The following is a 23,985-nucleotide window of genomic DNA, read 5'->3' as shown; positions in this document are numbered from 1 at the left end:
GTACACATACTAAAATCAATTTAAATAAGTGTTGTAATGTTTCTTTATCAAAAAAGAGGCTGTCCTAAAAGTAATAAATCAACATGCAGTTTGTCACTCCGACGTAGGGAGGAGTCTCATAATCAATATTATGTGATTTCTCCCTTTGGTCGAAATGAAAAGATTGCAAACTTTTAGGACAACCTTAGATTATAAATTATAATTTGCTTTCGGAACCTTATTGAAACTAATTAATGATTAATTTACTGTTATAAATTTTATCACTTGTTTCTATTCTATAAAAATAGATTCCTTTTTTAATAGAATCATTTAGATTGATTTTATTGTCATCAACTTGTTTTTTAAATACTAATTTTCCACTAGAGTCATACAGTGTAAATGTCAGTTCTGAATTAATTCCATCAATCACTAATTGTTCTCCTATAACTATTGGGTTAGGATAAACTGTTAGACTTCTCTGCAAATAAGTATTGTTAGTTTCTGTAGGTGCAGAATTTTGTATATACAATTGGTTGGATTGATTTATAGATGTTCCAGGGAAACTTATTGTTTTTCCATTTATGGCGGTGGCTATTCCGCTTTGTGTCCAACTTGATTGTAAGTGTTCATTGTTACTTCTTTTAAAAAGAGTGAAATTAGACAAATTAGCATTAGAAGCATCATAAGTAGGAATTAGATTTATAGATGAAAGTCCAGAAAATGATGTATTGGTTCCATAATTATCTAAAATCCAATATTCGTTTCCAACTGATCCCGTAGAAGGGGATTCATTGGGTAGAGTATTTAATTGAGATACAACAACTTTTCCATTAGGAACTGATCCTGTAAAGTTAAGAGCGGTGTTTACAGACTCAAAATTATAAAGACCAGTGGTGTTGATTTTTAATAATTGACTAGTACCAGTGGCTATTGGAGCAGTAGATGTAGGAAATGTTATAGAGGTAGAAATATTTAAATCGTTAGAATTAACTTTATTATAAACTAATCCATTATTTGTAATATTATTAAACTGATAATAAGCAATTAAGTTCGTATCTGTTATGTTTTGCTTAATTAAATGTCTACTTAAATAGATTTCATCATCAGTTAATGCTCTATTCCACAAGGTAAATTCTTCCATTTGTCCTTTAAAAGTTCTATCGTTTCTACCATAATCTTTTCCTAAGATTAATTTATTTAAAATGATAGCACTAAAATTACCTGCAAGGGACCAACTTTTATCGTTTAAAAATAATGTTATTTTAGTAGGTGTAATCCTAAAAGCTACAAAACTCCATTGATCAGCAGGAGCATACAATCCTGTAGCATAATTATAATATCCATCTTTAAAATGAAATCCTATTTCATTATTAGCACTTCTAAAGTTTAGTAATGTTTTTTGTTTGTCTCCAAAACAAGCAATTCCAGCCCAAGATACTTGCGTGCCATTTGGTTTTATCCAACCAGTAAAAGTTAAATCGGTTGTATTGCCGTAATTCATTTCATTAGAAGAAATAGATTCTGTGTTGGTAGTCATTTCTAAAACCTGTTTAGATGCACTTTCTATGTTACAAGAAGAAGGTAAAACTTCTATCATATTTTGTACTGTTTTCGTACTTGTACGTCCATCAGCATCAGTTATGGTAAGAGTAACATTATAAAGACCAGGTGTTGAATATGTTACTAGAGGGTTTCGGATAGAAGTGGAAGAAATACTACTTGCGCCTGGAAAGTTCCAATCCCATTTAGCAGCTGTATGATTTAAGACTGAATAATCATCAAATTGGATGGCTGTTCTACTGCAATCTACAGATTGTTTTGCTACCATAGGTTGTGCAACAGGTAAACTTTTTTCAAAAAGAGGTGATTTCCAAAAACCACGTCTAGAACTAATTCGTACTTCGCTATTTTTATAAAAAGGCTTGACACCTATTAGTCTTAAACCAAGTGGTAATCCTGTATTATATAATTCCCAATCAGACATGGTAGAATTTCTATAGTAGATTTTGTTTGTGCCTGCTACTGCGTAATATACGCCATCATTAGTGCCTAATTGAGGAGCTATGGTATAACAACCTAAATTTTGAATAGTAGAAGTGGTTAGGTTAATCCAAGTATTTCCTAAGTCTATTGATTTGAACGCTTTTCCAGTTCCACCACCAAATCCTATGAAAAGAGTGTTATTTTCATTGATGCCAAAATATAAACGAGCATCTGTATTAGGAAGATTTATTTGGATCCAATTTTTTCCACCGTCTAACGTTTTCCATAGTTTAGTTGTAGAACCTGATCTATTTACTACAAAAATAATGTTAGGGTCTAATCTAGATACTTCGACCATGTACACTTTATCAGTACTGCTTCCAAATTCTTTAAGTAGTGTAAAAGAGGCACCAGTATCTGTACTTTTCCATAATTTGTTATCTTTTGTTAGATATAAATGATTGTAATATCTAGGGTCATAGGTTATTTGACCTCTTACGTCAGGAAAAACAGATTCATTAGGAAACATACTCAATCCGTTCGTCCATTGTACAGGGGTTGAAAAATCTTTGGATATTTTATAAGCTGCAATGTCAGAATGATAAACTTTTAAATTATCTCCTAATGCAACATAACCTGTTGAAGATTCACCTCCTCCTAGCGAAATAAATTTCCCATCTCCATAATTAGCATGATATACGGCATTTCCGTTATGATAACGACCAGCAGTTACCACATCTTCATTCCATCCTTGTCCAAATCCCCAGTTATCTGAAGAAATGATTCCTTTGTTTAATCCTTTCAATATGTTTAGATTAGCGTCATATAAGTCTACTCCTCCATCTGTGGCTACAAACACATCATTTCCATTTATTAAAATATCTTGATGATCGGGATGACGATAGTAAGATGTACAGTTGTCGCAGGCATATCCTCCCCATCGAGTGTACGTTTTTCCTCCATTTTCACTTTTGAAAAGGTTAAGCATACCCATTAAAAACTTATTGGGGTCTGTATCAGATACATCTATTGCTAAATTATAGAAACCTTGATCATAAGAACCTCCATTGGTTCCAAAACTAGAAAAACACCAGTGGTCAGAGTTATAAGGACCTCCTGGGTTATTGTTAGGTACACCATCATTGTTTTGATCATAAGGTAAAGACCAGCTTTCTCCTGCGTTATCACTTCTGTATACACCTATAAAATTAACATCTGTTGCATAGTTTTCTACATTCCCTAACATAGCTACATATATTTTGTCTCCATCTGCGTTTGTAACTCCCATACGAGCCCCGCCGATACTACTTGTTGGTGTAGGAATAAACCAACCTTGGCTTTTGAGCGAAAAAGTGTTTCCTGCATCGGTAGATTTGTAGAATTCGGTTAATTTTAATGTATTGTTTGATTTTAATAAGAATAGGGTATTAGGGTCATTAGTCTTAAATTTTACATCCCAACAGGTTTCGGTAAAAACTTGTGACCAAGTTGTTCCTCCATTTGTTGATTTGTACAAACCTTTATTTCCCGCAGCAAAAATTAATTGGTTATTTTGTGGGTTAATAGCAAATTCGTAAATGTTTAAGCCATTAGTGTTTAGAACAGAAATCCAAGAATTACCTCCGTCAGTTGATCGGTATATTCTTGAGCTGGAAGCCACAAAGACATTGTTTTCATTAGTGGGATCAATTTCAACACACGATGTATCATCGTTAAAATAATCTCCACCTACTAAAAACCAATTCTCTCCTTTATCATTGCTTTTAAATGTGCCGCTTGTTTCTGTGACACAAAATAGAACATTAGGATTTGAAACAGATTGTGCAACAGAATATACATTTGCTTGATGTGATTCAGTTCTAGTTCCGCCATTATTATAGGTATTTATGGGACCTATAGGAGTCCAATTACTAGAATTTATGCTTTTTTTAGGAGTACTTATCCTTTCTTTACTATATTCACTTACATAGTCTTTCTTGATTATATCTCCTTTGTCATTTATCCAGTTGTTGGTATATACGTAGTTAATAAAAAATTTATAATTTTGAGTATGTATCGTCTTTATAAAGTCATGTTTTTGATAGTATAGATTGTACTCCTTTTCTATTTCGTATACGTTAGGAGTTTCTCCGTACATGAGATGTACCCATTTTGGATCATCTTTTTGTATAGGGATTAAGGATTTGAACAAATGTGGAAATTTAGGCTTGGGCTCATAAAAGTTGCCTTTTTGAGAATAGCTTAAATTCACCAAAATGAAAAATAAGATTAAATGTAATTTTTGTTTCATAGTTTTTGTGAATTTGGGTGTTTTTAAAATGTTTTTTTGTAAATAAAAAAATCTTAATGCAAAATTAAGAAAAAATTAAAGTTTTGTTAAAAAATAATTATTTATATTGCTTGTAAATATTAAATTAAGTGTTATGAAAAAAATAGTGATGTTATGCTTGATGTTTGTATTGTCAAACACATTCGCTCAGAAAACAGAGGTAAAAAGTAAAAAGTTGAACAAATCTAAAGTTATAACTGAAAAATTAGATAAAGTAAAAGCTGAAAAAGAAAGTAAAACCTCTGCAAAAGGAAATCTGAAATCTGTAGAAGGGAAAGCAAAGGTGGAAGCAAATAAGCTGGATACAAAAGTAAGAGATGAAGAGAATAAAACGAAGTCTAAGACCAAAAAGGTAAAAGATAAAATAGAAGAAACGATCTCAAAACCAGCTAAAAAAGAAAGAGAAACAACTGAAAAAGCAAATTCCAATGCAAAAGATAAAGTCATAGGAAAATACAAAGATCGTCAAGTATATCAAGGACCTAAAGGAGGTACCTATTATATTAATAAAAATGGGAATAAAACTTATATAGACAATGATCAAGTAAAATAAGAAATAAAAAGCGTCCTAAAAGAAGAAATCTTCTTGTTTTGATTTAGAGTATCCTTTTATAACGTTGAAAAGATCAACTAAAGAATGCTTTTTGCTTTTAGGATACTTTATTTGATAGATTATTTATAGAAATTTTTCGATAAATCAAATATATTTATTTTCTATGTTTAATTTTGCAATGTTTTAACTTGATGAATTCAGATTGTTGGGTATTGTGAGAATGAAAAAAATTGTGGTTTATTTAGGAATACTCTTTTTATTAATAGCTTGTAATCAAGAGGCTCAAAAGATAATTATACCTAAAAAAAGAATAACCTATTTAGATCCCAAAATTACTCAAGATGCAATTGTTTATCAAGTAAATATTAGAAACTACTCCGCAGAAGGAACCTTTGATGCCTTTACTAAAGATATTCCTAAGTTGAAAGTAATTGGGATTAAAATTATCTGGTTAATGCCTATACAAGAAATAGGTAGATTAAGAAGAAGAATTACTCATACCACTACTGTTGAGGAAATAAAAAATACTTTCACTAAAGAAATAACAAAAGGAAATCCCTATGCTATAAAAGAATATAAGAAAATACATCCCGATTATGGTTCAGATTTTGATTTAAAAAAACTAATTAAAACAGCCCATGCTAACGGAATGTATGTCGTTTTAGATTGGGTTGCTAATCATACAGCTTGGGATCACAGTTGGATTGTTACACATCCCGAATGGTATACGAAAAATAAAAAAGGAACTCCTATTGCTCCTTATAATTGGATAGATGTTGCCCAGCTAAATTATGCTTCTGTTGATTTGCATTTTGCTATGATAGATGAAATGAAATATTGGGTACAAAAATTTAATATAGATGGATTTCGTTGTCAAGTAGCATCCGAAGTACCGACTCTTTTTTGGGAACGAGCTGTAAAAGAATTGAAAAAAATAAAACCTATTTTAATGATTGCTGAGGCAGAAAAAGAAAGCTTGCTAGAAAACGCTTTCGATATAGAATATGGTTGGGAAGTACACCATATTTTAAATAGCATCGCACAGTCTAAAATGAATGTATTAGATCTTGATCGTTATCTAGAAAAAGAAGTAAAAAACTTCCCGAAAGATAAAATGCGATTACATTTTATCAGTAATTATGATGAAAATATATGGAACGATACTGAGTATCAAAGAATGGGACAAGCTGTAGAAGTAATGACAATAGTTACGTATATTCTTAATGGAGTTCCATTAATATATAACGGTCAAGAATACGATTCACATAAGCGTTTTCGTGCTTATCAAAAAGATACATTATTGCATCAAGAAGGAAAAATGATGCCCCTATACAAAAGACTAAAAGATTTAAAAAAAACAAACTCCTTTTTGCATACAGGAAAAAAACCAGCTTCTTACCATAGAATTACCACAAATGATGATCGTGTTTTTTGGATGTGTAAAAGAGAAAAAAATCGTCAAGAACTCTTTTTTATAGCTAATTTATCTAATAAAAAACAAAAATTAAAATGGCCCATTTCTGGACATTTTAAAGAATTTTTAAAAAAGAAATCAATAGATATTAAAAACAAATCAGAATGTGATTTTAAACCTTGGGAGTATAAAATCTTATTAAACCAATAAAATTCATGAATATTTAAATTATGTTTTTTCCTCAAAAACAATTATGGTTTAATAGTCAAAAATGGTTGGTAAAAATGCTGTAAAGCATTATAAAATATGATATTGACGAAAGTTTATTGAAATTAGTTTCAATAAACTTTTTTTATTTCATGAAAACTTCAAAAAAAAGCGTTGTCCAACCTGTAAAAGCCTCAATACGATAAAGTGGGGAATAAGAGAAAATAAGCAACGATTTAAGTGTAATGATTGTGGTCAATTATTTACTTCAAATAATAAATCAGTTTCAGATTCTAATAAAGAGATTTGGTTTAAAAACTGGATAATCGGTAAAGATATTTTTGATAAAATTTCACTTGAATCTGGTTACAGTAAAAGTACTTTACAACGTTATTTTTCTAAAATGTTATCTAAAGCTCCTGTTTTAGAGTTTAGCTCCACTGATGATGTTTATCTTATGATTGATGGAACTTATTTTCCTAATGATATTTGTCTAGTAGTTTATAGAAAATTTCATTTAAAATCTACTCAACTTTATAGAATAACTGATAACGAAAATTATGAAGAAGTTGCAGAAGATTTACAAAATTTATTAAATCTTGGGATTACTATAAAATGTATTACTTCTGATGGTGATAAATCTGTATTAAAAGCGATACAAAATATTTGCCCTGACATAGCTTTTCAAAGGTGTTTAGTACATATTTCAAGAATGTGTAAAATATGGCTCACGGCCAATCCAAAACACAAATCAGGCTTTGAATTAAAGCAAATTATAATTAAAATCCATCAGATTAATTCTGAATACAAAAGACAATTATGGTTAATAGAGCTTATACATTGGGAAGAAAAATATAGAGACTATCTTAATGAAAGATCATATAAAATCGAAAGTAAAAAATATTGGTATACTCATAAAATGGTTAGAAGATCATTTACTGTAATTAAAAAAGCATTACCACATATGTTTACCTATCTTAAAGATGATAAAATACCAAATTCAACTAATGCTCTTGAATCATTTTTTGGACATTTGAAAGACAATCTAAATATTCATAGAGGATTAAGTATAAAAAACAGGAAGAACTTTTTAAGATGGTATTTATACTATAAAAATCAAATTGAAAAATAGGTTTTTTCAGCCATATTTGATTACCGATAATTAAAAAAGGATAGATTAAAACCTATCCTTTAATTATCGTATAATCATCAAACTTATTGCTGGTTGGTTGCTCCTCAGCAGAGCCAACTTCCTCTTCAATTTGATGTTGTAATATAAGCAATTTAAAATCAAAAATTACCAACCATTTTTGACCACATTACCACAATTATATAGAAACAAAGAAAATATAGGGGAAAAATAATTGATACCATCTAAACTTTGAAATTTCCTTATAATACTATTTTTTTAACCTTGAAACTGCTCAAAAAGTTTGCAATCTTGTCATTTCGATCAAAGGAAGAAATCACATAATGTTGATTATGATACTCCTCTTTACGTAGGAGTGGTAAACTGCATGTTGATTTAGACACTATCCTACAAAAGCAATAAAAATTAGTATTGATTCTTGATGCGCTTCGTGCTCGAACTGACGATGTTTTAATTATATACTCAACCGTTTTTTCGAGTAGTTTTAAAATGAAAAAACAGATCGAGAATTTTACTTTTTAATCCAGTATATCTTAAGTTTAAATGGAATGAGTTTTTATTGAAAATAAAAAGAATAGACTTGATATACTAAATCTCTCCATTTATTGTTTGTATACATTATAAATTAAGCAGTTTATATTTATTAAGAGTATGCACTAAGAAAAATGCTTTTAAGGTAATTCATCTTTTAAACAGAAGATAATTAATTTGTAAGAATTAATATATGATTATAAAATTCAGATTCATCCCTATACCATAAATTCTCTAGAAGATACTATTTTTGTAAAAAAAAAGCAAGAGTTGAGGTAGTTATTACCCACTACCCTGATAGATATGATAGTAAATTACGATATAATAGTAATAGGAGGTGGTGCCTCTGGTTTTTTTTCAGCAATCAACATAGCTGAAAACTTCCCCCAATTAAAAATAGCTATTTTAGAAAGAGGAAAAGAAGTATTGTCTAAAGTTCGTGTTTCAGGAGGAGGACGTTGTAATGTAACCCATGCTTGTTTTGTACCCAATGATCTAGTCAAGTATTATCCTCGTGGAGAAAAAGAGTTAAAAGGGCCCTTTAACCAGTTTTGTAGTGGTGATACTATTGAGTGGTTTGAAAAACATGGCGTGACGTTAAAGATAGAAGAAGATGGTAGAATGTTTCCCATAACAGATAGCTCACAAACTATAATAGATTGTTTTCTATCTGCTGCAAAAAAAAATAAAATAGATGTATTTACAGGACATAGCGTACAAGATATTTTTCAAGGAGAAGACTATTGGAAAATAACAACTAATCAACAAGTATTTAAAACAATCAAGATAATCATGACTACAGGAAGTAATCCCAAAATGTGGGATCTACTCCAAAATTTAGGACATACTATCATAAACCCAGTTCCTTCCTTGTTTACTTTTAATATAAAAGATGAACGTATTAAAGATTTAATGGGAGTTTCAGCTCGTGCTTCAGTACGAGTAAAAGAAACAAAACTTAAAGCATCAGGACCATTATTAATAACTCATTGGGGGTTAAGCGGTCCAGGAATACTGCGCCTATCAGCTTGGGGAGCAAGAGATTTATTTGATTTAAAATACCGTTTTATATTACAAGTCAATTGGTTAAATGATTTAGATTTTGATACAGTCATGGAAGACCTAAAAGAAATTAAAGAACAAAATTTAAAACGATTAATAAATAAATTCTGCCCTTTTGACTTTCCCAAAAGATTATGGGAAAGCTTGTTAAAGGCATCTCATATTCAACCTGATACTAAATGGGCTGATCTATCTAAAAAACAATTAATAGATTTAGTAAAACAACTTACCCAAGCAGAATTTTTGGTCAATGGTAAAAGTACTTTTAAAGAAGAATTTGTAACCGCAGGAGGAATTGATCTGAAAGAAGTTAATTTTAAAACTATGGAAAGCAAACGCTTTAAAAATCTTTATTTTGCTGGCGAAATTTTAAATATAGATGCCATAACAGGAGGATTTAATTTTCAAAATGCTTGGACAGGAGGATTTATTATTGCTAAAAATTTAAAATTTTAGTTTATAGATAAAACGTATCTTTGCTCCCAAAAAAATAAAAATATGTTTTCTGAAAAGGATTTTCTTGTATCGGATTATACGATATCATTTACCGAAGGAGATTTTCAATGGAGTGCTCCAAGCAATATAGCATTAGTAAAGTATTGGGGTAAGCTAGGAAAGCAAATGCCAGCTAATCCATCTGTAAGTTTTACACTTAATAATTGTAAAACGATTACGAAACTTTCCTTTGTTAAAAAAGAAAATACCGAAAACGTTTCCTTCGATTTCTTTTTTGAAGGAAATTCTAAAGAAACATTTAAACCCAAGATTCAAAAGTTTTTTGAAAGAATTTTAGAATATTGCCCTTATTTAAAAGAATTTCATTTTACGATAGATACCACAAACACATTTCCTCATAGTTCAGGTATTGCCTCTTCTGCATCAGGAATGGCAGCATTAGCTATGAATATTATGAGCTTAGAAAAATTAATATATCCCTCTATAACAGATGAATACTTTTTTAAAAAAGCCTCTTTTTTAGCTAGATTAGGATCTGGAAGTGCTTGTAGAAGTATAAAAGGAAAAGTAGTTATTTGGGGTGAACACACAGATACAGAAAGAAGTTCAAATTTATACGGCATTGAATACAATACCTTACATAAAAACTTTAATAATTATCAAGATACCATACTGTTAGTTGATAAAGGAGAAAAACAAGTATCCAGTACAGTAGGACATGATTTAATGCACGGACATCCTTTTGCTGTCCAACGTTTTGCCCAAGCCCATCAAAATTTGACAGCAATTAAAGAAGCATTAGCTACTGGAAATATAGAAAAATTCATTGAAATTGTTGAAAGTGAAGCACTAACCCTACACGCTATGATGATGACTTCTATGCCTTATTTTATTTTAATGAAACCTAATACATTAGAAATAATTAATAAAATCTGGAGTTTTAGAGCTAATACCCATATTCCCGTTTGTTTCACACTCGACGCAGGAGCAAATGTGCATCTACTGTATCCTATACACGTAAAAGAACAAGTTTTAGAATTTATTAACAATGAATTGGTTAGATATTGTCAAAATGAACAATATATTTGCGATGAAATAGGTATAGGCAGTATATCAATTTAATTCGTACCTTTATAATCTATTTTACAAACAATAGTTTGAAAATATAATTTATAAAAAAATAAAAGATATTAATGTGTTGTTTTAAAGTAAGTTATATTTGTTGAAATGATATATAGAACTAATAAAAATATTTTCTCTAAGGAAGTTCGTAATAATTTTTAGTTCTATAATAGGTAAGTTGATTTTTTTACCAGGAAATCAAATACAAAGAATTAGATGCTAATAGAGAAAACGATATAGCACTACAATAGAAAACAAATACAATAAAAAATAAGATAGGCCAAATATGAAAGGACCCCTTTTTTACTCAAAAATTTTATTATTCGGTGAATACGGAATTATTAAAGATTCAAAAGGATTAGCCATTCCTTATAATTTTTATAATGGAGCACTTAAGATAGACGGTAATGTATCTTCAGAAGCGCTGCAATCCAATGAAAGTTTGAAAAAATTTGCAGTTTATCTAAAAGAGTTGGCAGAAGAACAACCTCATTTGGTTGCATTCAATAATGATGCCTTGAAACAAGATGTTATGAAAGGTATGTATTTTGATTCCAGTATTCCACAAGGATATGGAGTGGGTAGTAGTGGTGCTTTAGTGGCAGCTATTTATGACAAATACGCATACAATAAGATAACCGTTTTAGAAAATTTAACAAGAGAAAAATTATTAGAACTTAAAACTATTTTTTCTCAAATGGAATCCTTCTTTCACGGAAAAAGTTCGGGTTTAGATCCTTTAAATAGTTATTTGAGTCTGCCTATATTAATTAATTCAAAAGATCATATAGAAGCAACAGGCATTCCTACACAAAGTGTTACAGGTAAAGGTGCCGTATTTTTGTTAGATTCAGGAATAGTAGGAGAAACAGCACCTATGGTAAGTATTTTTATGGAAAAACTAAAAGAAGAAGGTTTTCGTAAAATGCTGAAATCACAGTTTATTAAATATACAGATGCCTGCGTTGAAAATTTCTTAAAAGGAGATGTGAAATCACTTTTTACCAACACAAAAGAGTTGTCTAAAATAGTGTTAAACAATTTTAAACCTATGATTCCAGAACAATTTCATACAGTTTGGCAAAAAGGAATAGAAACCAACGATTATTATCTAAAATTATGTGGATCTGGAGGAGGAGGTTACATACTAGGCTTTACCCAAGACCTTGAAAAAGCAAAATCAGCATTGAAAGATTATAAACTAGAAGTCGTTTATCAATTTTAGTTTGATATTTTGGTTAGAAGTAAATAAACCCCCAAGACTTTTAGCAACTCAATGCTCAAACAAAACACATGTTAACGCGTAAAACAAAACTTTTTCTATCAAAAATTATAAGTCTCATCTCAGTTGTTCGTGGCTATAATATAACCATCATTGTTTTGGCACAATATCTCGCGTCTATTTTTATCTTAGCACCTGAAAAAAGAGCTTTAGACGTTTTATTAGATTGGCGTTTGTTTGTGTTAGTTTTTGCATCCGCCTTAGTCATTGCTTCAGGTTATATCATTAATAATTTTTACGATTCAGAAAAAGACTTAATAAATAGACCTACCAAATCTATGTTAGATCGATTAGTAAGTCAAAAAACAAAACTATACGTTTATTTTGTGCTAAATTTCTTAGCAACAGGATTTGCTCTCATCATTTCTTGGCGCGCCTCTTTTTTTTATGCAGTTTATATTTTCTTAATCTGGTTTTATTCCCATAAACTCAAACGCTACTCTATTGTTGGCAACCTAACTGCATCTCTACTAACCGTACTTCCTTTTTTTGGAATCCTACTTTATTTTAAAAACTTTTATGCCGTTATATTTGCTCATGCCTCTTTCTTATCATTGTTAATTTTGATTAGAGAAATAATAAAAGATCTAGAAAATATAAAAGGTGATTTTGCTACTAATTATCAAACAATTCCAGTTCGATTTGGAGAAAAAACAGCAAAATATATAATTACGATATTAAGCTTTCTTACAATTATACCAATCTATGTTTTAATTGAAAAGTTTAATGTAGGTTACATGGAAATTTATTTCTACGTAAGCATGATTGTCTTGATAGCTTTCGTTCTAAAATTATGGAAATCTTTTAGCCATTCTGATTACCTTTATTTACATACTATTATGAAAATTTTAATTGTAACAGGTGTTTTTAGCATCACTTTAATAGATCCACTAGTTTTAGTTCATAGTAAAGAAATATTTAATCATTAAATATTTCTGTTTACAGAATTTAAAATTCTAATTTACTGACTATCTTTGCAAAAAAAATATAGTCGCGATGATAAAAGGAAGAGGAAATAACAAAAGATCGAATACGAAACCTACCTTTGGTAAACGAGAAGGCGGAAATGCTAAACCTAATTTTAATAAATCAAGTTTTACAAATGGCAAACCTAAATTTGAACGTAAACCAAAACCTGTTGTTTCATTAGAAGAGGAAGAGATTCGTTTAAATAAATATATTTCTAATTCAGGAATTTGTTCACGACGAGATGCTGATATTTATATAAAATCAGGAAATGTAAAGGTAAATGGAGAGGTAATAACAGAAATGGGATATAAGGTAAAAGTAAATGATATTGTAAATTTTGACGGAAATGTGGTGTCTCCAGAAAAAAAAGAATACATTTTGTTAAACAAACCAAAAGGATTTACTACCTCAAAAGAAGAAGATTTACACGCTAACAACGTTCTAGATCTAGTAAGAGGTGTTACTAAAGCCAAGTTACAAGCTGTTGGACGTATGGATAAAACGACTACAGGGTTATTATTGTTTACAAATGATACCGATATGGTTCGTAAATTCACACAACCCAATCAGCGTTCTCCTAAAATTTATCAAGTTACTTTAGATCGCAACCTAAAATACGAAGATTTAGAAAAAATCCAAAAAGGATTATATATAAATGAACATAAAATAATGGTAGATGAGGTGTCTTATGTAGAGAATGCCCCAAAATCAGAAGTTGGTTTGCAAATAAAAACAGCTAACGTGAAAATTGTCCGCTCTATATTTGAATCGTTAGAATATAATGTTTTAAAAGTAGATCGCGTAGTGTTTGCTGGATTAACAAAAAAGAATTTACCACGTGGAAATTGGAGATTTTTAACCAATCAAGAAATAATTAATTTAAAGAATATGTAAACCAAAGCCTCTTTTAGAGGCTTTTTGAATAAATATATGTTACACTATATTAAAAAGATAAAATGGGTAATTATAGGAGGATTATTCATTGTTTTAGGAATCATTAGTCTGCCTTTTTTATTTCCTAATTTTATCACCCAAAAAGTAAAAGATTATGCAAACGAGCATATAAAAGGAAATATCAATTTCTCTGATGCACATCTTTCTATTATTGAGCATTTTCCTGCATTAACTTTATCATTTGATGATTTTCAATTAACAGGCGCAACACCATTTGAAAAAAATAATTTAATCAAATCAGAAGAAATAGCTTTTGGTATTGATGTTCAAGAACTTTTTAAAGGAAAAATACATATCAATAAATTATTTTTAGACAATGCAGAAATAAATATTTTAGTTGATAAGAATGGTCATGCTAATTACAATGTGTACGAAAGTAAAAAAAATGATCCCGTAAAAAAAGAAGAAGATACGTCTATTGAATTAAAACAAATAGCCATCAAAAATGCCCATATAAAATATAATGATGCTTCAGCTAAAGTAATTGTTGATGCGTTAGGTTTTGATTATTTTGGAAATGGAAGCCTTAAAAATAAAATATTCGAAATAAAAACAAAGGCAAGCATTGAAGCTTTTGATTTTGTCTTTAAAGGAGAACAATATCTCAAAAACAAAAAAGTAGATGCAGATTTAATTACTAAAGTAAATACACAGTCATTAGCATTTGTTTTTCAACAAGATAATTTGATGATTAATAAATTACCCGTAGATTTTACAGGTAATTTTGATTTTTTACCGAACGGTTATAGAATGAATTTTTTGATTAAAACTCAAAATAGTAATTTAGAAGATATTTTTACCGCATTGCCACCTAAATTAATTACCTGGATGGAAAAAACAACTCTAAAAGGAATTACCAATGCAGTACTTTCTTTGAAAGGTGATTTTATAACAGATCAAAATAAAAAACCAGATATGAAGCTTGATTTGAATCTAAAAAAAGGATTCATTCAATATGACGGAGCTCCTTTTCCTTTAAAAGAATTTAATACCGATTTACATATTGAATTACCTCAATTAAATCCAGAACGATTGTCTGTTAAAATTCCCGTACTTCGTTTTGGAATAGGAAAAGGTTATTTAAAAGGAAAACTAGAAACAAAAGGACTTTCTAAGCCTAAGATAAATGCTCATTTAAATGCTGATTTAGATTTGAGATATTTAAATCAAGCAGTTGGTTTTTTGCCTAATTACGAATTAAAAGGAGATCTTAAGACACACCTAAATATACAAGGTGTATTAGATACAAAGCAAAATAAACTCCCCTTAACTAAAGTGTCTTGTAAGTTAAAAAAAGGCTATCTAAAAACACCATTCTATCCAAATCCTATTGAAAAAATAGACGCTATAATAGATTTAAATGTTAAGAAAAATCTACAAACAACACAAGTAATCATAAAACCTTTGCGTTTCTTCTTTGAAGGACAACCATTGACCTTAAAAGCCAATATCCTTGATCTGACTAATGCTAAATACCAAGTAAGTGCTAATGGAGGAATTAACTTTGGGAAAATATATCAAGTATTAGGTGTAAAAGGTCATGCAATTGAAGGGTTTGCTCAAGGAGCCATTTATTTAAAAGGAAAACAAAGCGATGCACAAGCAGGACGTTATAATAAGTTGATAAATAAAGGACAATTTTATTTAAGAAATGTAAAAACGACTTCAGAATACCTCCCATTGCCATTTTACATAACAAAAGGTCTTTTTGCTTTTAATAATGATCAGCTACGGTTTACAAACTTTAACGCTAAATACGGACATAGTCAGTTGAAATTTAACGGATATGTGCAAAATGTTGTGAATTTTCTAACACACAATAAAGGCATCTTAAAAGGACAGTTTCAGTTACAAACACCCTATCTAAACGTTAATGAATGGATGATGCCCATAGTAAGTGCTACACCTAATAAAACAAAAGATGCAAAAGGAGTTGTAATGCTTCCTAAAAATTTAGACCTAGATTTTGAAACCTCAGTAGATAGGATTTTATTTGATGATCTAAATATTAACTGTTTACAAGGAAAAACAAAGCTAAAAAATGGAGAAATTACAATTGCCAATGGTTCTTGTCAGATAATAGATAGCCCAATCCTATTTGCAGGTAATTATAAAGCAAAAACGTCTAAAAAAGCTGCGTTTGGAATGGACCTGTCAGTAGAGGAACTAGATGTTAAAAAAGCTTACAAAGAAATTAAGTTATTTAGAGAAATGGCAACAGCAGCGGCTAATGCTGAAGGAATTATTTCTTTAAAATATCAATTAAAAGGAATTTTAAATGATGATATGTTTCCCGTCTTTCCTTCTTTACAAGGAGGAGGTATTGTAGGGGTTAAAAAAGTAAAACTAAATGGATTCAAATTGCTTAAAGCTGTTAGTAACTCAACAGGACATAGTGGTATTGATTCAGGAGAAGTAAATGACTTTGAAATAAAAACATGTATCCAAAACAACTTAATGGAAATAGATCGTTTTAAATTTAAAATTGCAGGATTTCGTCCACGTATAGAAGGAACTACTAGTTTAGATGGTAGGCTTGCTATAAAAATGCGTCTTGGATTACCTCCAATGGGGATTATTGGAATTCCTTTAAAAATAGAAGGAACGAAAGATAAACCTAAGATAAGATTAGGATCTAAAGTAAATGGATTAGAAAATGAACAGTACAAAGAAGAGGGGGAATAATTCCTCTTTTTTATTATATTCACAATAACTTAAAAATCAATTTAATGAAAAAAAATATTCTTTTTTTAGGATGCTTGTTTTTCCTTTTTAGTTGTAAATCAAATGATGAAAAGAATTTTAATAAACTAGTAGAAACTTATTTTCAAGATAAAAATGAGTTAGAACCTTTGAATGCTACATTAAATGGACAAAAACAATATAATGATCAATTTGTTTTTGAAATGACAGATTCTTACCGTAAAAAACAAACTGATTTTGTAAATAAATATAAAAAAGAATTAAAATTAATTCGTTACGAATCATTAGAAGAAGAAGATCAACTTAGTTATGATATTATAAAATGGGAAATAGGCATTTTGAACGAGCTACTGAAAACCCCTGCAAACCTAATGCCTTTGCATCAGTTTTTTGGAACCCACCTAACAATGACTCAATTTGCAAGCGGAACAGCCGCCCAGCCTTTTAAAAATGAAAAAGATTATAGAAATTTCTTAAGACGGATAGATCATTATAGCATTTGGATTGACTCGGCCATTGTATATATGCGAAAAGGAATAAAAGAAAAAACGGTATTGCCTAAGGCATTAACACTTAAAGTTATTCCCCAATTTGAAGAACAAATTACTAATAAGGTACAAGATAATATCTTTTACTCCTCTGTGCAAAAAATGCCAGATGATTTGTCTATAAATGTAAAAAAACAATTACAGAAAGATTTTAGTTCATCGGTTCAAAATAAATTAATTCCACAGTATAGAAAAATGGTTCATTTTTTACGTAATGAATATCTGCCTGCGTCAAGAAATAGTAGTGGAATAGGAAGTTTGCCTAATGGCGATAAACTATACAGAGTATACACTAAAATGTGGACAACAACAAATAAATCACCAGAAATAATACATCAACTAGGTTTGTCAGAAGTAGCAAGGATAAAAAAAGAAATGGAAAAAATAAAAAAGCAAGTAGGTTTTAAAGGAAATATGCTCGCCTTTTTTGATCATGTACGAAACAAAAAAGAATTAATGCCGTTTGTAAGGCCAGAGCAAGTAATTATGAATTTTAAAGCAATTCATAAAAAAATAAAACCAAACATAAATAAATTATTTTCATTACAACCTAAAACACCTTTTGAAGTTAGAAGAGTAGAGGCCTTTAGAGAAAAAACAGCTAGTGCGGAATATGTACAAGGAGCCATAGATGGCTCGCGTCCAGGGGTTTTTTATGTACCCATTCCTGATGTAATGAAATATAATTATTATGGAGATGAAGATTTATTCTTGCACGAAGCAATACCAGACCATCATTTTCAAGTAGCTTTACAACAAGAAAATACAAAACTTCCTGAATTTAGACGTTTTAATTGGTTTGGAGCTTATGGAGAAGGGTGGGCTTTATACGCTGAAAGTTTAGGTCGAGATTTAGGATTATATCAAGATCCGTATCAATATTTTGGCATGTTAGGAAATGAAATACATCGCGCTATTCGCTTAGTTGTAGATACAGGATTACATTATAAAGGATGGACTCGTGAACAAGCTATTCAATACTCATTAGAAAACGAAGCAGAAAGTAAAGCAAGTATTATTTCTGAAATAGAACGTTATATGGCAGTTCCTGGACAAGCACTATCTTATAAAGTGGGACAATTAAAAATTTTAGAATTAAGGAAAAAAGCAGAAGATAAATTAAAAAATAAATTTGAAATTAAAGTTTTTCATCAAAAAATTCTAGAATCAGGAGTTTTGCCGTTAGATCTATTAGAAGCTAAAATTCAAAAATGGATTGAACAATAAACAATAAAGCCAGCATTTGCTGGCTTTATTGTATAAAAAAACCACTAACATTAGTGGTTTTAAAGTGGTACCTCCAGGAATCGAACCAGGGACACACGGATTTTCAGTCCGTTGCTCTACCAACTGAGCTAAGGTACCAATAATCTTTTGAACGTCAATCATCTTCTGATTTGTGGTACCTCCAGGAATCGAACCAGGGACACACGGATTTTCAGTCCGTTGCTCTACCAACTGAGCTAAGGTACCATTTCTTAAAGCGTTATTGCTTCTCGAATGCGGATGCAAATATAGTAGCTTTTTTCATTTCTGCAAAACATTTTTTAAAAAAATCTATTTATATCTTTGTGAATAATTAAAAAGATACCATGGTTTTAACAGTTGATGTTGGTAATACAAGAGTTAAAGTAGCTGTTTTTGAGAAAGATATGTTTTTAGAGTCAGAATCTTTTTTACTCGAAAATTTCTTGTGTGAAATGGAAAAAAAAAATAAAAAATATCCGTTATGTCAGAATTTGATCCTCTCTTCGGTTGGAAAACTAAAAAAAGAACAGATTGAATGGCTTCAAAAAAGATGGAAAGTAATACAGATTTCAAGAGAAAGTAAGTTTCCTTTTATTAATCAATATGCAACACCTAGTACGTTAGGGATTGATCGTATGGTTTTGGCAGCAGGTGCTGTTTTGCAATTTCCATCTAAAAATAGGTTAATTATAGATGTAGGAACTTGTGTTACATACGATTTTGTAGATAAAGAAAATAAATATCATGGAGGAGCAATTTCCCCTGGTTTAAAACTTCGTTACACCTCCATGTATGATTACACCGCCAAGTTACCATTATTAGATTTAGAAGAACCTGAAAGACTAATAGGAAATTCAACCGCTCAATCTATGCACTCAGGAGTTGTTAATGGATTATGTTTTGAAATAGATGGCTATATTGATGAGATGATAAGAGATAAAGAAAAAATTATCATAATTTTAACGGGTGGAGATGCTAATTTTTTGGCTAAACGATTAAAAAATACCATATTTGCGAATCCAAATTTTTTATTAGAAAGTTTGAATCGTATATACCAATACCAAATACAATGTTTAGAAAAATAATTTTAGGAACTTTTGTCCTTTTTACTTTACAGAATACTGCTCAAACAGGTTCAGCCTCATTTTATTCATCTTATGGTCTTGGTGAGACTAAATTTGCTAACTCAGTCGAAAATCGCTCAATGGCAGGAATGGGAGTGATGATGGATAGTATTCATGTAAATTTTCAAAACCCTGCAAGTTTATCCAATATAAAACTAACCACTTTATCTATGGGGGGGGCTTTTTCATCAATGAAATTTAAAAATACTTTGCTCGAAGAAAAAGCACAGCGCGTTACTTTTGATTATCTTACAGCGGCTTTTCCTTTAACCAATAAATTAGGTGTTGGAGTAGGATTGTACGCTAATTCTTATGTAGGATATAAAATTAATTCTAAAGAAGGACTAAATACTCGTAATTCAGAAGGATTAGGCGGAATGAATAGAGCTTATCTTTCAATAGGATACAAAGTAACATCTAAACTTGGTTTAGGAGTGGAATTTGATTACGATTTTGGGATAATTCAAAAAAATATTATATCTATCTATGATACTGATGCTAACGCTACGTTTGAACGCTCAAAGTATGAAGTTAGAGGAGGAAATATTAGATTAGGAGGGTATTATAAAACAAAAATAGCAAAATATGATTTTGTTACTTCAGGAACTGTTGATTTGCCTTTAGGATTAAAAGTTGAAGATCTAAAAAATAAAGGATTGATCTACACAGTCACGGGAGCTGAAATTAATTTTGGTACAGAGCAAAAAAGTTCATTTAGAAATAATCGTAATCAGTTTACATTCGGATCAACTTTTGGGATAGACAAAAAATGGGCTATTGGCTTTGAATCCTCGTTTGCCACAAAAGGTGATATAGAATTAGATAATAATAAAGCACTTGAAGGAGAAGGAAAAGCTAAAATAGCATTAGGAGGATATTATATACCTAAATACAACGCTTTTTCTGGGTATTTAAATAGAGTAGTGTATAGAGGAGGACTTCGTTATGAAAATATAGGTATTTTAGCTCAAGGAGAATCTATAAAAGATAAAGCTATAACTTTAGGCGTAGGCTTGCCATTAGGAGGTACTTTTTCTAATGTTAATATAGGATTTGAATATGGGCAAAAAGGAACAACAAGATCCAATCTTATTAAGGAAAATTATATGAATTTTTCTATAGGATTTTCGTTTAATGATAGATGGTTTGTAAAACGTAAATATGATTAATCTTTTGCCAAAAAAAAGAAAGCTTAAAGTGTCGCTATTTTTAATGGCTTCACTTTTTTTTATGTCTTGCGAGAATAGTATTAAAGAAGTTCGTAAAATAGGCGTTACATCAATTAATCCTATAGGAGAAATTGAAAAATTTAATTTAAAATATACTGATTCAGGCAAGATTAAAGCTGTTTTAATCTCACCAAAAATGGTAGACTATACTACAGCCGAATTTCCATTTAATGAATTTCCTGATGGATTGAATTTAGAAGTTTATGATGAGAAAGGAAACAAGAGTTTAGTGACCTCTAAATATGCTATAATCTATAGTAAAACAGATCTGATAGAATTAAATAAGAATGTAATTATTACAACTCATGATGGAAAACGTTTAGAAACAGAACAATTGTACTATGATCAAAAAAATGAATGGTTTTTTACCCAAAAACCATTTAAATTTACTAATAATGGAAGTGCAATTAATGGAGTAGGTATTGATTTTAGTAAAGATTTTAGTTTCTTAGATACACAAAATATACAAGGAACCTATAGCTTATAGTTCAAAAAAAAGTAAAAAATAGATAGTATAAAAAAATATACTGAAATAATAATAGTAAAGACAAAATCAATTTTTGTATCATAAAATAAATATAGAACTTATGAAATATATGAAATACACCCAATACGCCTATTTAGTAGCAGCAGCTTTCTTATTATATGATGCTTTTACAAAAATAAATTCAGGTAATGATATGTCTTATCTAACCCTTTTTTTAGGACTAGGTGCCATTGCAATGTTTTTCTTTAGAAGAAATTTTGCTAAGAAATTTGAGAATAGAGATAATAACTAGAAAAAAATAAACTTTAACCTAAAATAAAAGCGAACTTATTTTATTATTTCATAGATAGTTGTATTTTCGCCAACTGAATTAAAAAATTAAGATATAAAATGGCAGTTTTATCAAAAATTAGACAGCGTTCTCTATTGGTAGCCGGTATTGTAGGTTTGTCATTATTTGCATTCGTAATAGGTGCCTTAATTGAAAATGGGACTTCTATGTTCAATTCAAGAAATGCAGGTACTATTAATGGTGTAGATATTACTTTTGAGGATTTTAGAAATAAAGTTGATGCTTTACAAAAAAGTCAGCAAGGAGTTTCTTTTACACAAGCGGGTAATAGTATTTGGGAACAAGAAATTAGAAGAGTTTTATTAGAAGATCAGTTTGAAAAAACAGGTTTAAGAATTGGTGACGATCAATTAATTAATGTAATTAAAGAAGATCCTCAATTTTCACAAAACCCACAGTTTTTGAATGCAGCTGGTAAATTTGATAAAGCAAAATTTAATGAGTTCTTAAACTCCATGAAAAAACAACCTGAATCATGGAATCAGTGGTTGAATTATGAAAAATCAGTAGCTCAATTTGCAAAAGAGCAAATGTATAATTCAATGATCAAAGGAGCTTATTATACTACACAAGCAGAAGGTAAATTTAATTATGAATTAGAAAATAATAAAGTTACTTTTGATTTAGTTTCTGTTCCTTATTCAACAATAGAAGATAAGAAAGTTGAATTGACGGATGATGAAATTGTTTCTTATATGAAGAAAAACGAGAAAAAGTACCAAGCAGAACCTTCTCGTGAATTAGAATATGTTGTAATAGAAGATAAACCATCAGTAGCTGATGAAAAAGCAGTTAAAGACAAGGTAAACGCTTTAATGAACGCATCTGTTGTATATAACGCGAAGACTGGTAAAAATGACACACTAGCTGGATTCCGTAATACATCAAACGTAATTGAGTTTGTAAATGCCAATTCAGATATTAAATATGACTCTACTTACATTGCTAAAAAAGATTTACCAGTAGATCATGCAGAAGCCCTATTTAATATAGCTTCTGGTGCAACTTACGGACCTTATATTTTTGGTCAGTATTATTGTATTTCTAAGTCAATGGGTAAGAAAGCAGGAATTAATGCCAAGGCTAGTCATATATTATTATCATTTAAAGGATCAGCTGGTCCTCAAGCAAATAGAACAAAAGAAGAAGCAAAAGCAAAGGCAACAGCTTTATTAGCACAAGTACAAGCTAATCCAAGTTCTTTTCCTATGTTAGCAATGACTAATTCAGATGATAACTCTAAACAACAAGGAGGAGACTTAGGGTATTTCTCTAAGGGACAAATGACTAAAAACTTTGAAAATTTTGTGTTTGGAAATCCTGTAGGCAAAATAGGGTTAGTAGAAACTGAATTTGGATACCACATAATTCAAGTAACAGATAAACAAGATGGAATCCGTTTAGCAACCATAGCTCAAAAAATTCTGCCTTCTGAAGCTACAAGTGATGAAGCGTTTACAAAAGCATCTAAATTTGAAATATTAGCAAATGAAAAAGGATTTGATACAGCAGTAAAAGCAGAAAAATTAACAGTAGCACCAGCAGCAAGAGTATTTGCTTTGGATGAAAACATTCCAGGAGTAGGACCACAGAGAGAGATTGTACGTTGGGCATTTACAGCAGATAAAGATGATGTTAAACGTTTTCAAACACCAAATGCACATGTTATTGCAAAAATAAAATCAATTAATGACTCAGGGTTAATGTCTATTGAAGAAGCAAAAAATGCTTTTGGATATAAATTAAGAAATGAGAAAAAAGCCAAATTAATTGAAGAAAAAATGAAAGGTGCTACTTTAGAAGCTGTCGCTAAAGCAACAGGCTCGCCAGTAAAAGAAGCAAAAGACGTATCAGCAGCAGGATCTTTTATTGAATCAGTAGGACCTGAACCTAAAGTAGTAGGAGCAGCATTTTCATTAAAAACAGGTGTAGTATCGCCATTGATTACAGGTAATTCAGGTGTTTTTAAAATAAAAGTAAAAGCAGCTAAAAAGGCAGCACCATCTAAAGATTTTAAAGAAGTTATAGCACGTTTAGGAAGTCAATCTAAAGGGGCTTCAGCAAGTAGATTAATTTACTTGTTAAAACGTGATGCTAAAATTGAAGATAATAGAGCACAATTTAACTAATAGTCTTAAAACTATTACACATAAAAGAGGTTACCTTTAGGTAACCTCTTTTGTATTATTACAAATCATAAAATTATACTACTATACTGATTTTTATGCCCTCGATTTTAGAAATTGAAATAACAATTAGACTTTGTGATAAAAATGAATATAAAACGCTTGAAAATCGGATAG

16 protein-coding genes and 2 tRNA genes are annotated in these 23,985 nt (G+C 30.1%); 15 read left to right on the top strand and 3 right to left on the bottom strand.

What is annotated here, in order from left to right:
- Nucleotides 1-226 precede the first annotated feature (226 nt).
- On the bottom strand, nt 227-4,252 hold the full coding sequence (locus AWN65_RS12100) for a LamG-like jellyroll fold domain-containing protein (RefSeq protein WP_060383402.1): 4,026 nt from the start codon (nt 4,250-4,252) through the stop codon (nt 227-229).
- Nucleotides 4,253-4,385: 133 nt separating this feature from the next.
- On the opposite strand from AWN65_RS12100, the gene AWN65_RS12095 reads away from it, so the two are divergent.
- The 10 genes from AWN65_RS12095 to AWN65_RS12050 all read left to right on the top strand — a co-directional run bounded on the left by AWN65_RS12095 (nt 4,386) and on the right by AWN65_RS12050 (nt 18,469).
- Nucleotides 4,386-4,844, top strand: a complete 459-nt coding sequence (locus AWN65_RS12095; RefSeq protein WP_060383401.1) for a hypothetical protein — start codon at nt 4,386-4,388, stop codon at nt 4,842-4,844.
- Nucleotides 4,845-5,064: 220 nt separating this feature from the next.
- Nucleotides 5,065-6,468, top strand: a complete 1,404-nt coding sequence (locus AWN65_RS12090; RefSeq protein WP_081078443.1) for an alpha-amylase family glycosyl hydrolase — start codon at nt 5,065-5,067, stop codon at nt 6,466-6,468.
- A 115-nt stretch (nt 6,469-6,583) separates the two neighbouring features.
- Entirely contained in the window at nt 6,584-7,597 is a 1,014-nt protein-coding gene (locus tag AWN65_RS12085) for an IS256 family transposase, variant Zn-binding type (RefSeq protein WP_456236274.1), read from the top strand.
- Nucleotides 7,598-8,449: 852 nt separating this feature from the next.
- Nucleotides 8,450-9,664, top strand: a complete 1,215-nt coding sequence (locus tag AWN65_RS12080) for a BaiN/RdsA family NAD(P)/FAD-dependent oxidoreductase (RefSeq protein ID WP_060383399.1) — start codon at nt 8,450-8,452, stop codon at nt 9,662-9,664.
- 42 nt (nt 9,665-9,706) lie between these two features.
- Complete coding sequence (locus AWN65_RS12075; RefSeq protein ID WP_060383398.1) at nt 9,707-10,786, top strand: diphosphomevalonate/mevalonate 3,5-bisphosphate decarboxylase family protein; 1,080 nt, start codon at nt 9,707-9,709, stop codon at nt 10,784-10,786.
- 286 nt (nt 10,787-11,072) lie between these two features.
- Nucleotides 11,073-12,011: a mevalonate kinase family protein gene (locus tag AWN65_RS12070; RefSeq protein WP_060383397.1), complete on the top strand. Its 939-nt coding sequence runs from the start codon at nt 11,073-11,075 to the stop codon at nt 12,009-12,011.
- A gap of 68 nt (nt 12,012-12,079) precedes the next feature.
- Nucleotides 12,080-12,997, top strand: coding sequence for a geranylgeranylglycerol-phosphate geranylgeranyltransferase (locus AWN65_RS12065; RefSeq protein WP_060383396.1), 918 nt, complete (start codon nt 12,080-12,082; stop codon nt 12,995-12,997).
- Nucleotides 12,998-13,064: 67 nt separating this feature from the next.
- A complete protein-coding gene (locus AWN65_RS12060) occupies nt 13,065-13,931 on the top strand; it encodes a pseudouridine synthase (protein ID WP_060383395.1) in 867 nt (288 codons plus the stop codon).
- Between the two features lie 36 nt (nt 13,932-13,967).
- Nucleotides 13,968-16,676 carry an AsmA family protein gene (locus AWN65_RS12055; protein WP_060383394.1) on the top strand — a complete coding sequence of 903 codons (2,709 nt, stop codon included), beginning with the start codon at nt 13,968-13,970 and terminating at the stop codon, nt 16,674-16,676.
- Between the two features lie 44 nt (nt 16,677-16,720).
- Nucleotides 16,721-18,469, top strand: a complete 1,749-nt coding sequence (locus tag AWN65_RS12050) for a DUF885 domain-containing protein (RefSeq protein ID WP_060383393.1) — start codon at nt 16,721-16,723, stop codon at nt 18,467-18,469.
- Between the two features lie 65 nt (nt 18,470-18,534).
- Here the strand turns inward: AWN65_RS12050 and AWN65_RS12045 are convergent.
- A tRNA-Phe gene (locus AWN65_RS12045) sits at nt 18,535-18,607 on the bottom strand.
- A gap of 35 nt (nt 18,608-18,642) precedes the next feature.
- A tRNA-Phe gene (locus tag AWN65_RS12040) sits at nt 18,643-18,715 on the bottom strand.
- A gap of 119 nt (nt 18,716-18,834) precedes the next feature.
- On the opposite strand from AWN65_RS12040, the gene AWN65_RS12035 reads away from it, so the two are divergent.
- The 5 genes from AWN65_RS12035 (at nt 18,835) to AWN65_RS12015 (ending at nt 23,811) form a co-directional block, all read left to right on the top strand.
- Nucleotides 18,835-19,575: a type III pantothenate kinase gene (locus AWN65_RS12035; protein WP_060383392.1), complete on the top strand. Its 741-nt coding sequence runs from the start codon at nt 18,835-18,837 to the stop codon at nt 19,573-19,575.
- Entirely contained in the window at nt 19,560-20,783 is a 1,224-nt protein-coding gene (locus AWN65_RS12030) for a porin family protein (protein WP_060383391.1), read from the top strand. The genes AWN65_RS12035 and AWN65_RS12030 overlap by 16 nt, the downstream gene beginning before the upstream one ends.
- 43 nt (nt 20,784-20,826) lie before the next feature.
- Nucleotides 20,827-21,330, top strand: coding sequence for an LPS export ABC transporter periplasmic protein LptC (gene lptC, locus AWN65_RS12025; RefSeq protein ID WP_235588318.1), 504 nt, complete (start codon nt 20,827-20,829; stop codon nt 21,328-21,330).
- 100 nt (nt 21,331-21,430) lie between these two features.
- Nucleotides 21,431-21,622, top strand: coding sequence for a hypothetical protein (locus AWN65_RS12020; RefSeq protein ID WP_060383389.1), 192 nt, complete (start codon nt 21,431-21,433; stop codon nt 21,620-21,622).
- Between the two features lie 98 nt (nt 21,623-21,720).
- A complete protein-coding gene (locus AWN65_RS12015; RefSeq protein WP_060383388.1) occupies nt 21,721-23,811 on the top strand; it encodes a peptidylprolyl isomerase in 2,091 nt (696 codons plus the stop codon).
- Nucleotides 23,812-23,985: the final 174 nt, after the last annotated feature.

It is taken from the genome of Flavobacterium covae (genome assembly GCF_001534645.1).
Classification (GTDB): domain Bacteria; phylum Bacteroidota; class Bacteroidia; order Flavobacteriales; family Flavobacteriaceae; genus Flavobacterium; species Flavobacterium covae.
The sequence above is the reverse complement of the archived record's forward strand: the minus strand, read 5'-3'. Positions and strand labels throughout refer to the sequence as shown.

Excerpts from the sequence above, each read along its gene's own strand:
- AWN65_RS12100 (WP_060383402.1), bottom strand. The coding sequence starts at position 4,252 with ATGAAACAAAAATTACATTTAATCTTATTTTTCATTTTGGTGAATTTA.
- AWN65_RS12095 (WP_060383401.1), top strand. The coding sequence starts at position 4,386 with ATGAAAAAAATAGTGATGTTATGCTTGATGTTTGTATTGTCAAACACA.
- AWN65_RS12090 (WP_081078443.1), top strand. The coding sequence starts at position 5,065 with ATGAAAAAAATTGTGGTTTATTTAGGAATACTCTTTTTATTAATAGCT.
- AWN65_RS12080 (WP_060383399.1), top strand. The coding sequence starts at position 8,450 with ATGATAGTAAATTACGATATAATAGTAATAGGAGGTGGTGCCTCTGGT.
- AWN65_RS12075 (WP_060383398.1), top strand. The coding sequence starts at position 9,707 with ATGTTTTCTGAAAAGGATTTTCTTGTATCGGATTATACGATATCATTT.
- AWN65_RS12070 (WP_060383397.1), top strand. The coding sequence starts at position 11,073 with ATGAAAGGACCCCTTTTTTACTCAAAAATTTTATTATTCGGTGAATAC.
- AWN65_RS12065 (WP_060383396.1), top strand. The coding sequence starts at position 12,080 with ATGTTAACGCGTAAAACAAAACTTTTTCTATCAAAAATTATAAGTCTC.
- AWN65_RS12060 (WP_060383395.1), top strand. The coding sequence starts at position 13,065 with ATGATAAAAGGAAGAGGAAATAACAAAAGATCGAATACGAAACCTACC.
- AWN65_RS12055 (WP_060383394.1), top strand. The coding sequence starts at position 13,968 with ATGTTACACTATATTAAAAAGATAAAATGGGTAATTATAGGAGGATTA.
- AWN65_RS12050 (WP_060383393.1), top strand. The coding sequence starts at position 16,721 with ATGAAAAAAAATATTCTTTTTTTAGGATGCTTGTTTTTCCTTTTTAGT.
- AWN65_RS12035 (WP_060383392.1), top strand. The coding sequence starts at position 18,835 with ATGGTTTTAACAGTTGATGTTGGTAATACAAGAGTTAAAGTAGCTGTT.
- AWN65_RS12030 (WP_060383391.1), top strand. The coding sequence starts at position 19,560 with ATGTTTAGAAAAATAATTTTAGGAACTTTTGTCCTTTTTACTTTACAG.
- lptC (WP_235588318.1), top strand. The coding sequence starts at position 20,827 with ATGGCTTCACTTTTTTTTATGTCTTGCGAGAATAGTATTAAAGAAGTT.
- AWN65_RS12020 (WP_060383389.1), top strand. The coding sequence starts at position 21,431 with ATGAAATATATGAAATACACCCAATACGCCTATTTAGTAGCAGCAGCT.
- AWN65_RS12015 (WP_060383388.1), top strand. The coding sequence starts at position 21,721 with ATGGCAGTTTTATCAAAAATTAGACAGCGTTCTCTATTGGTAGCCGGT.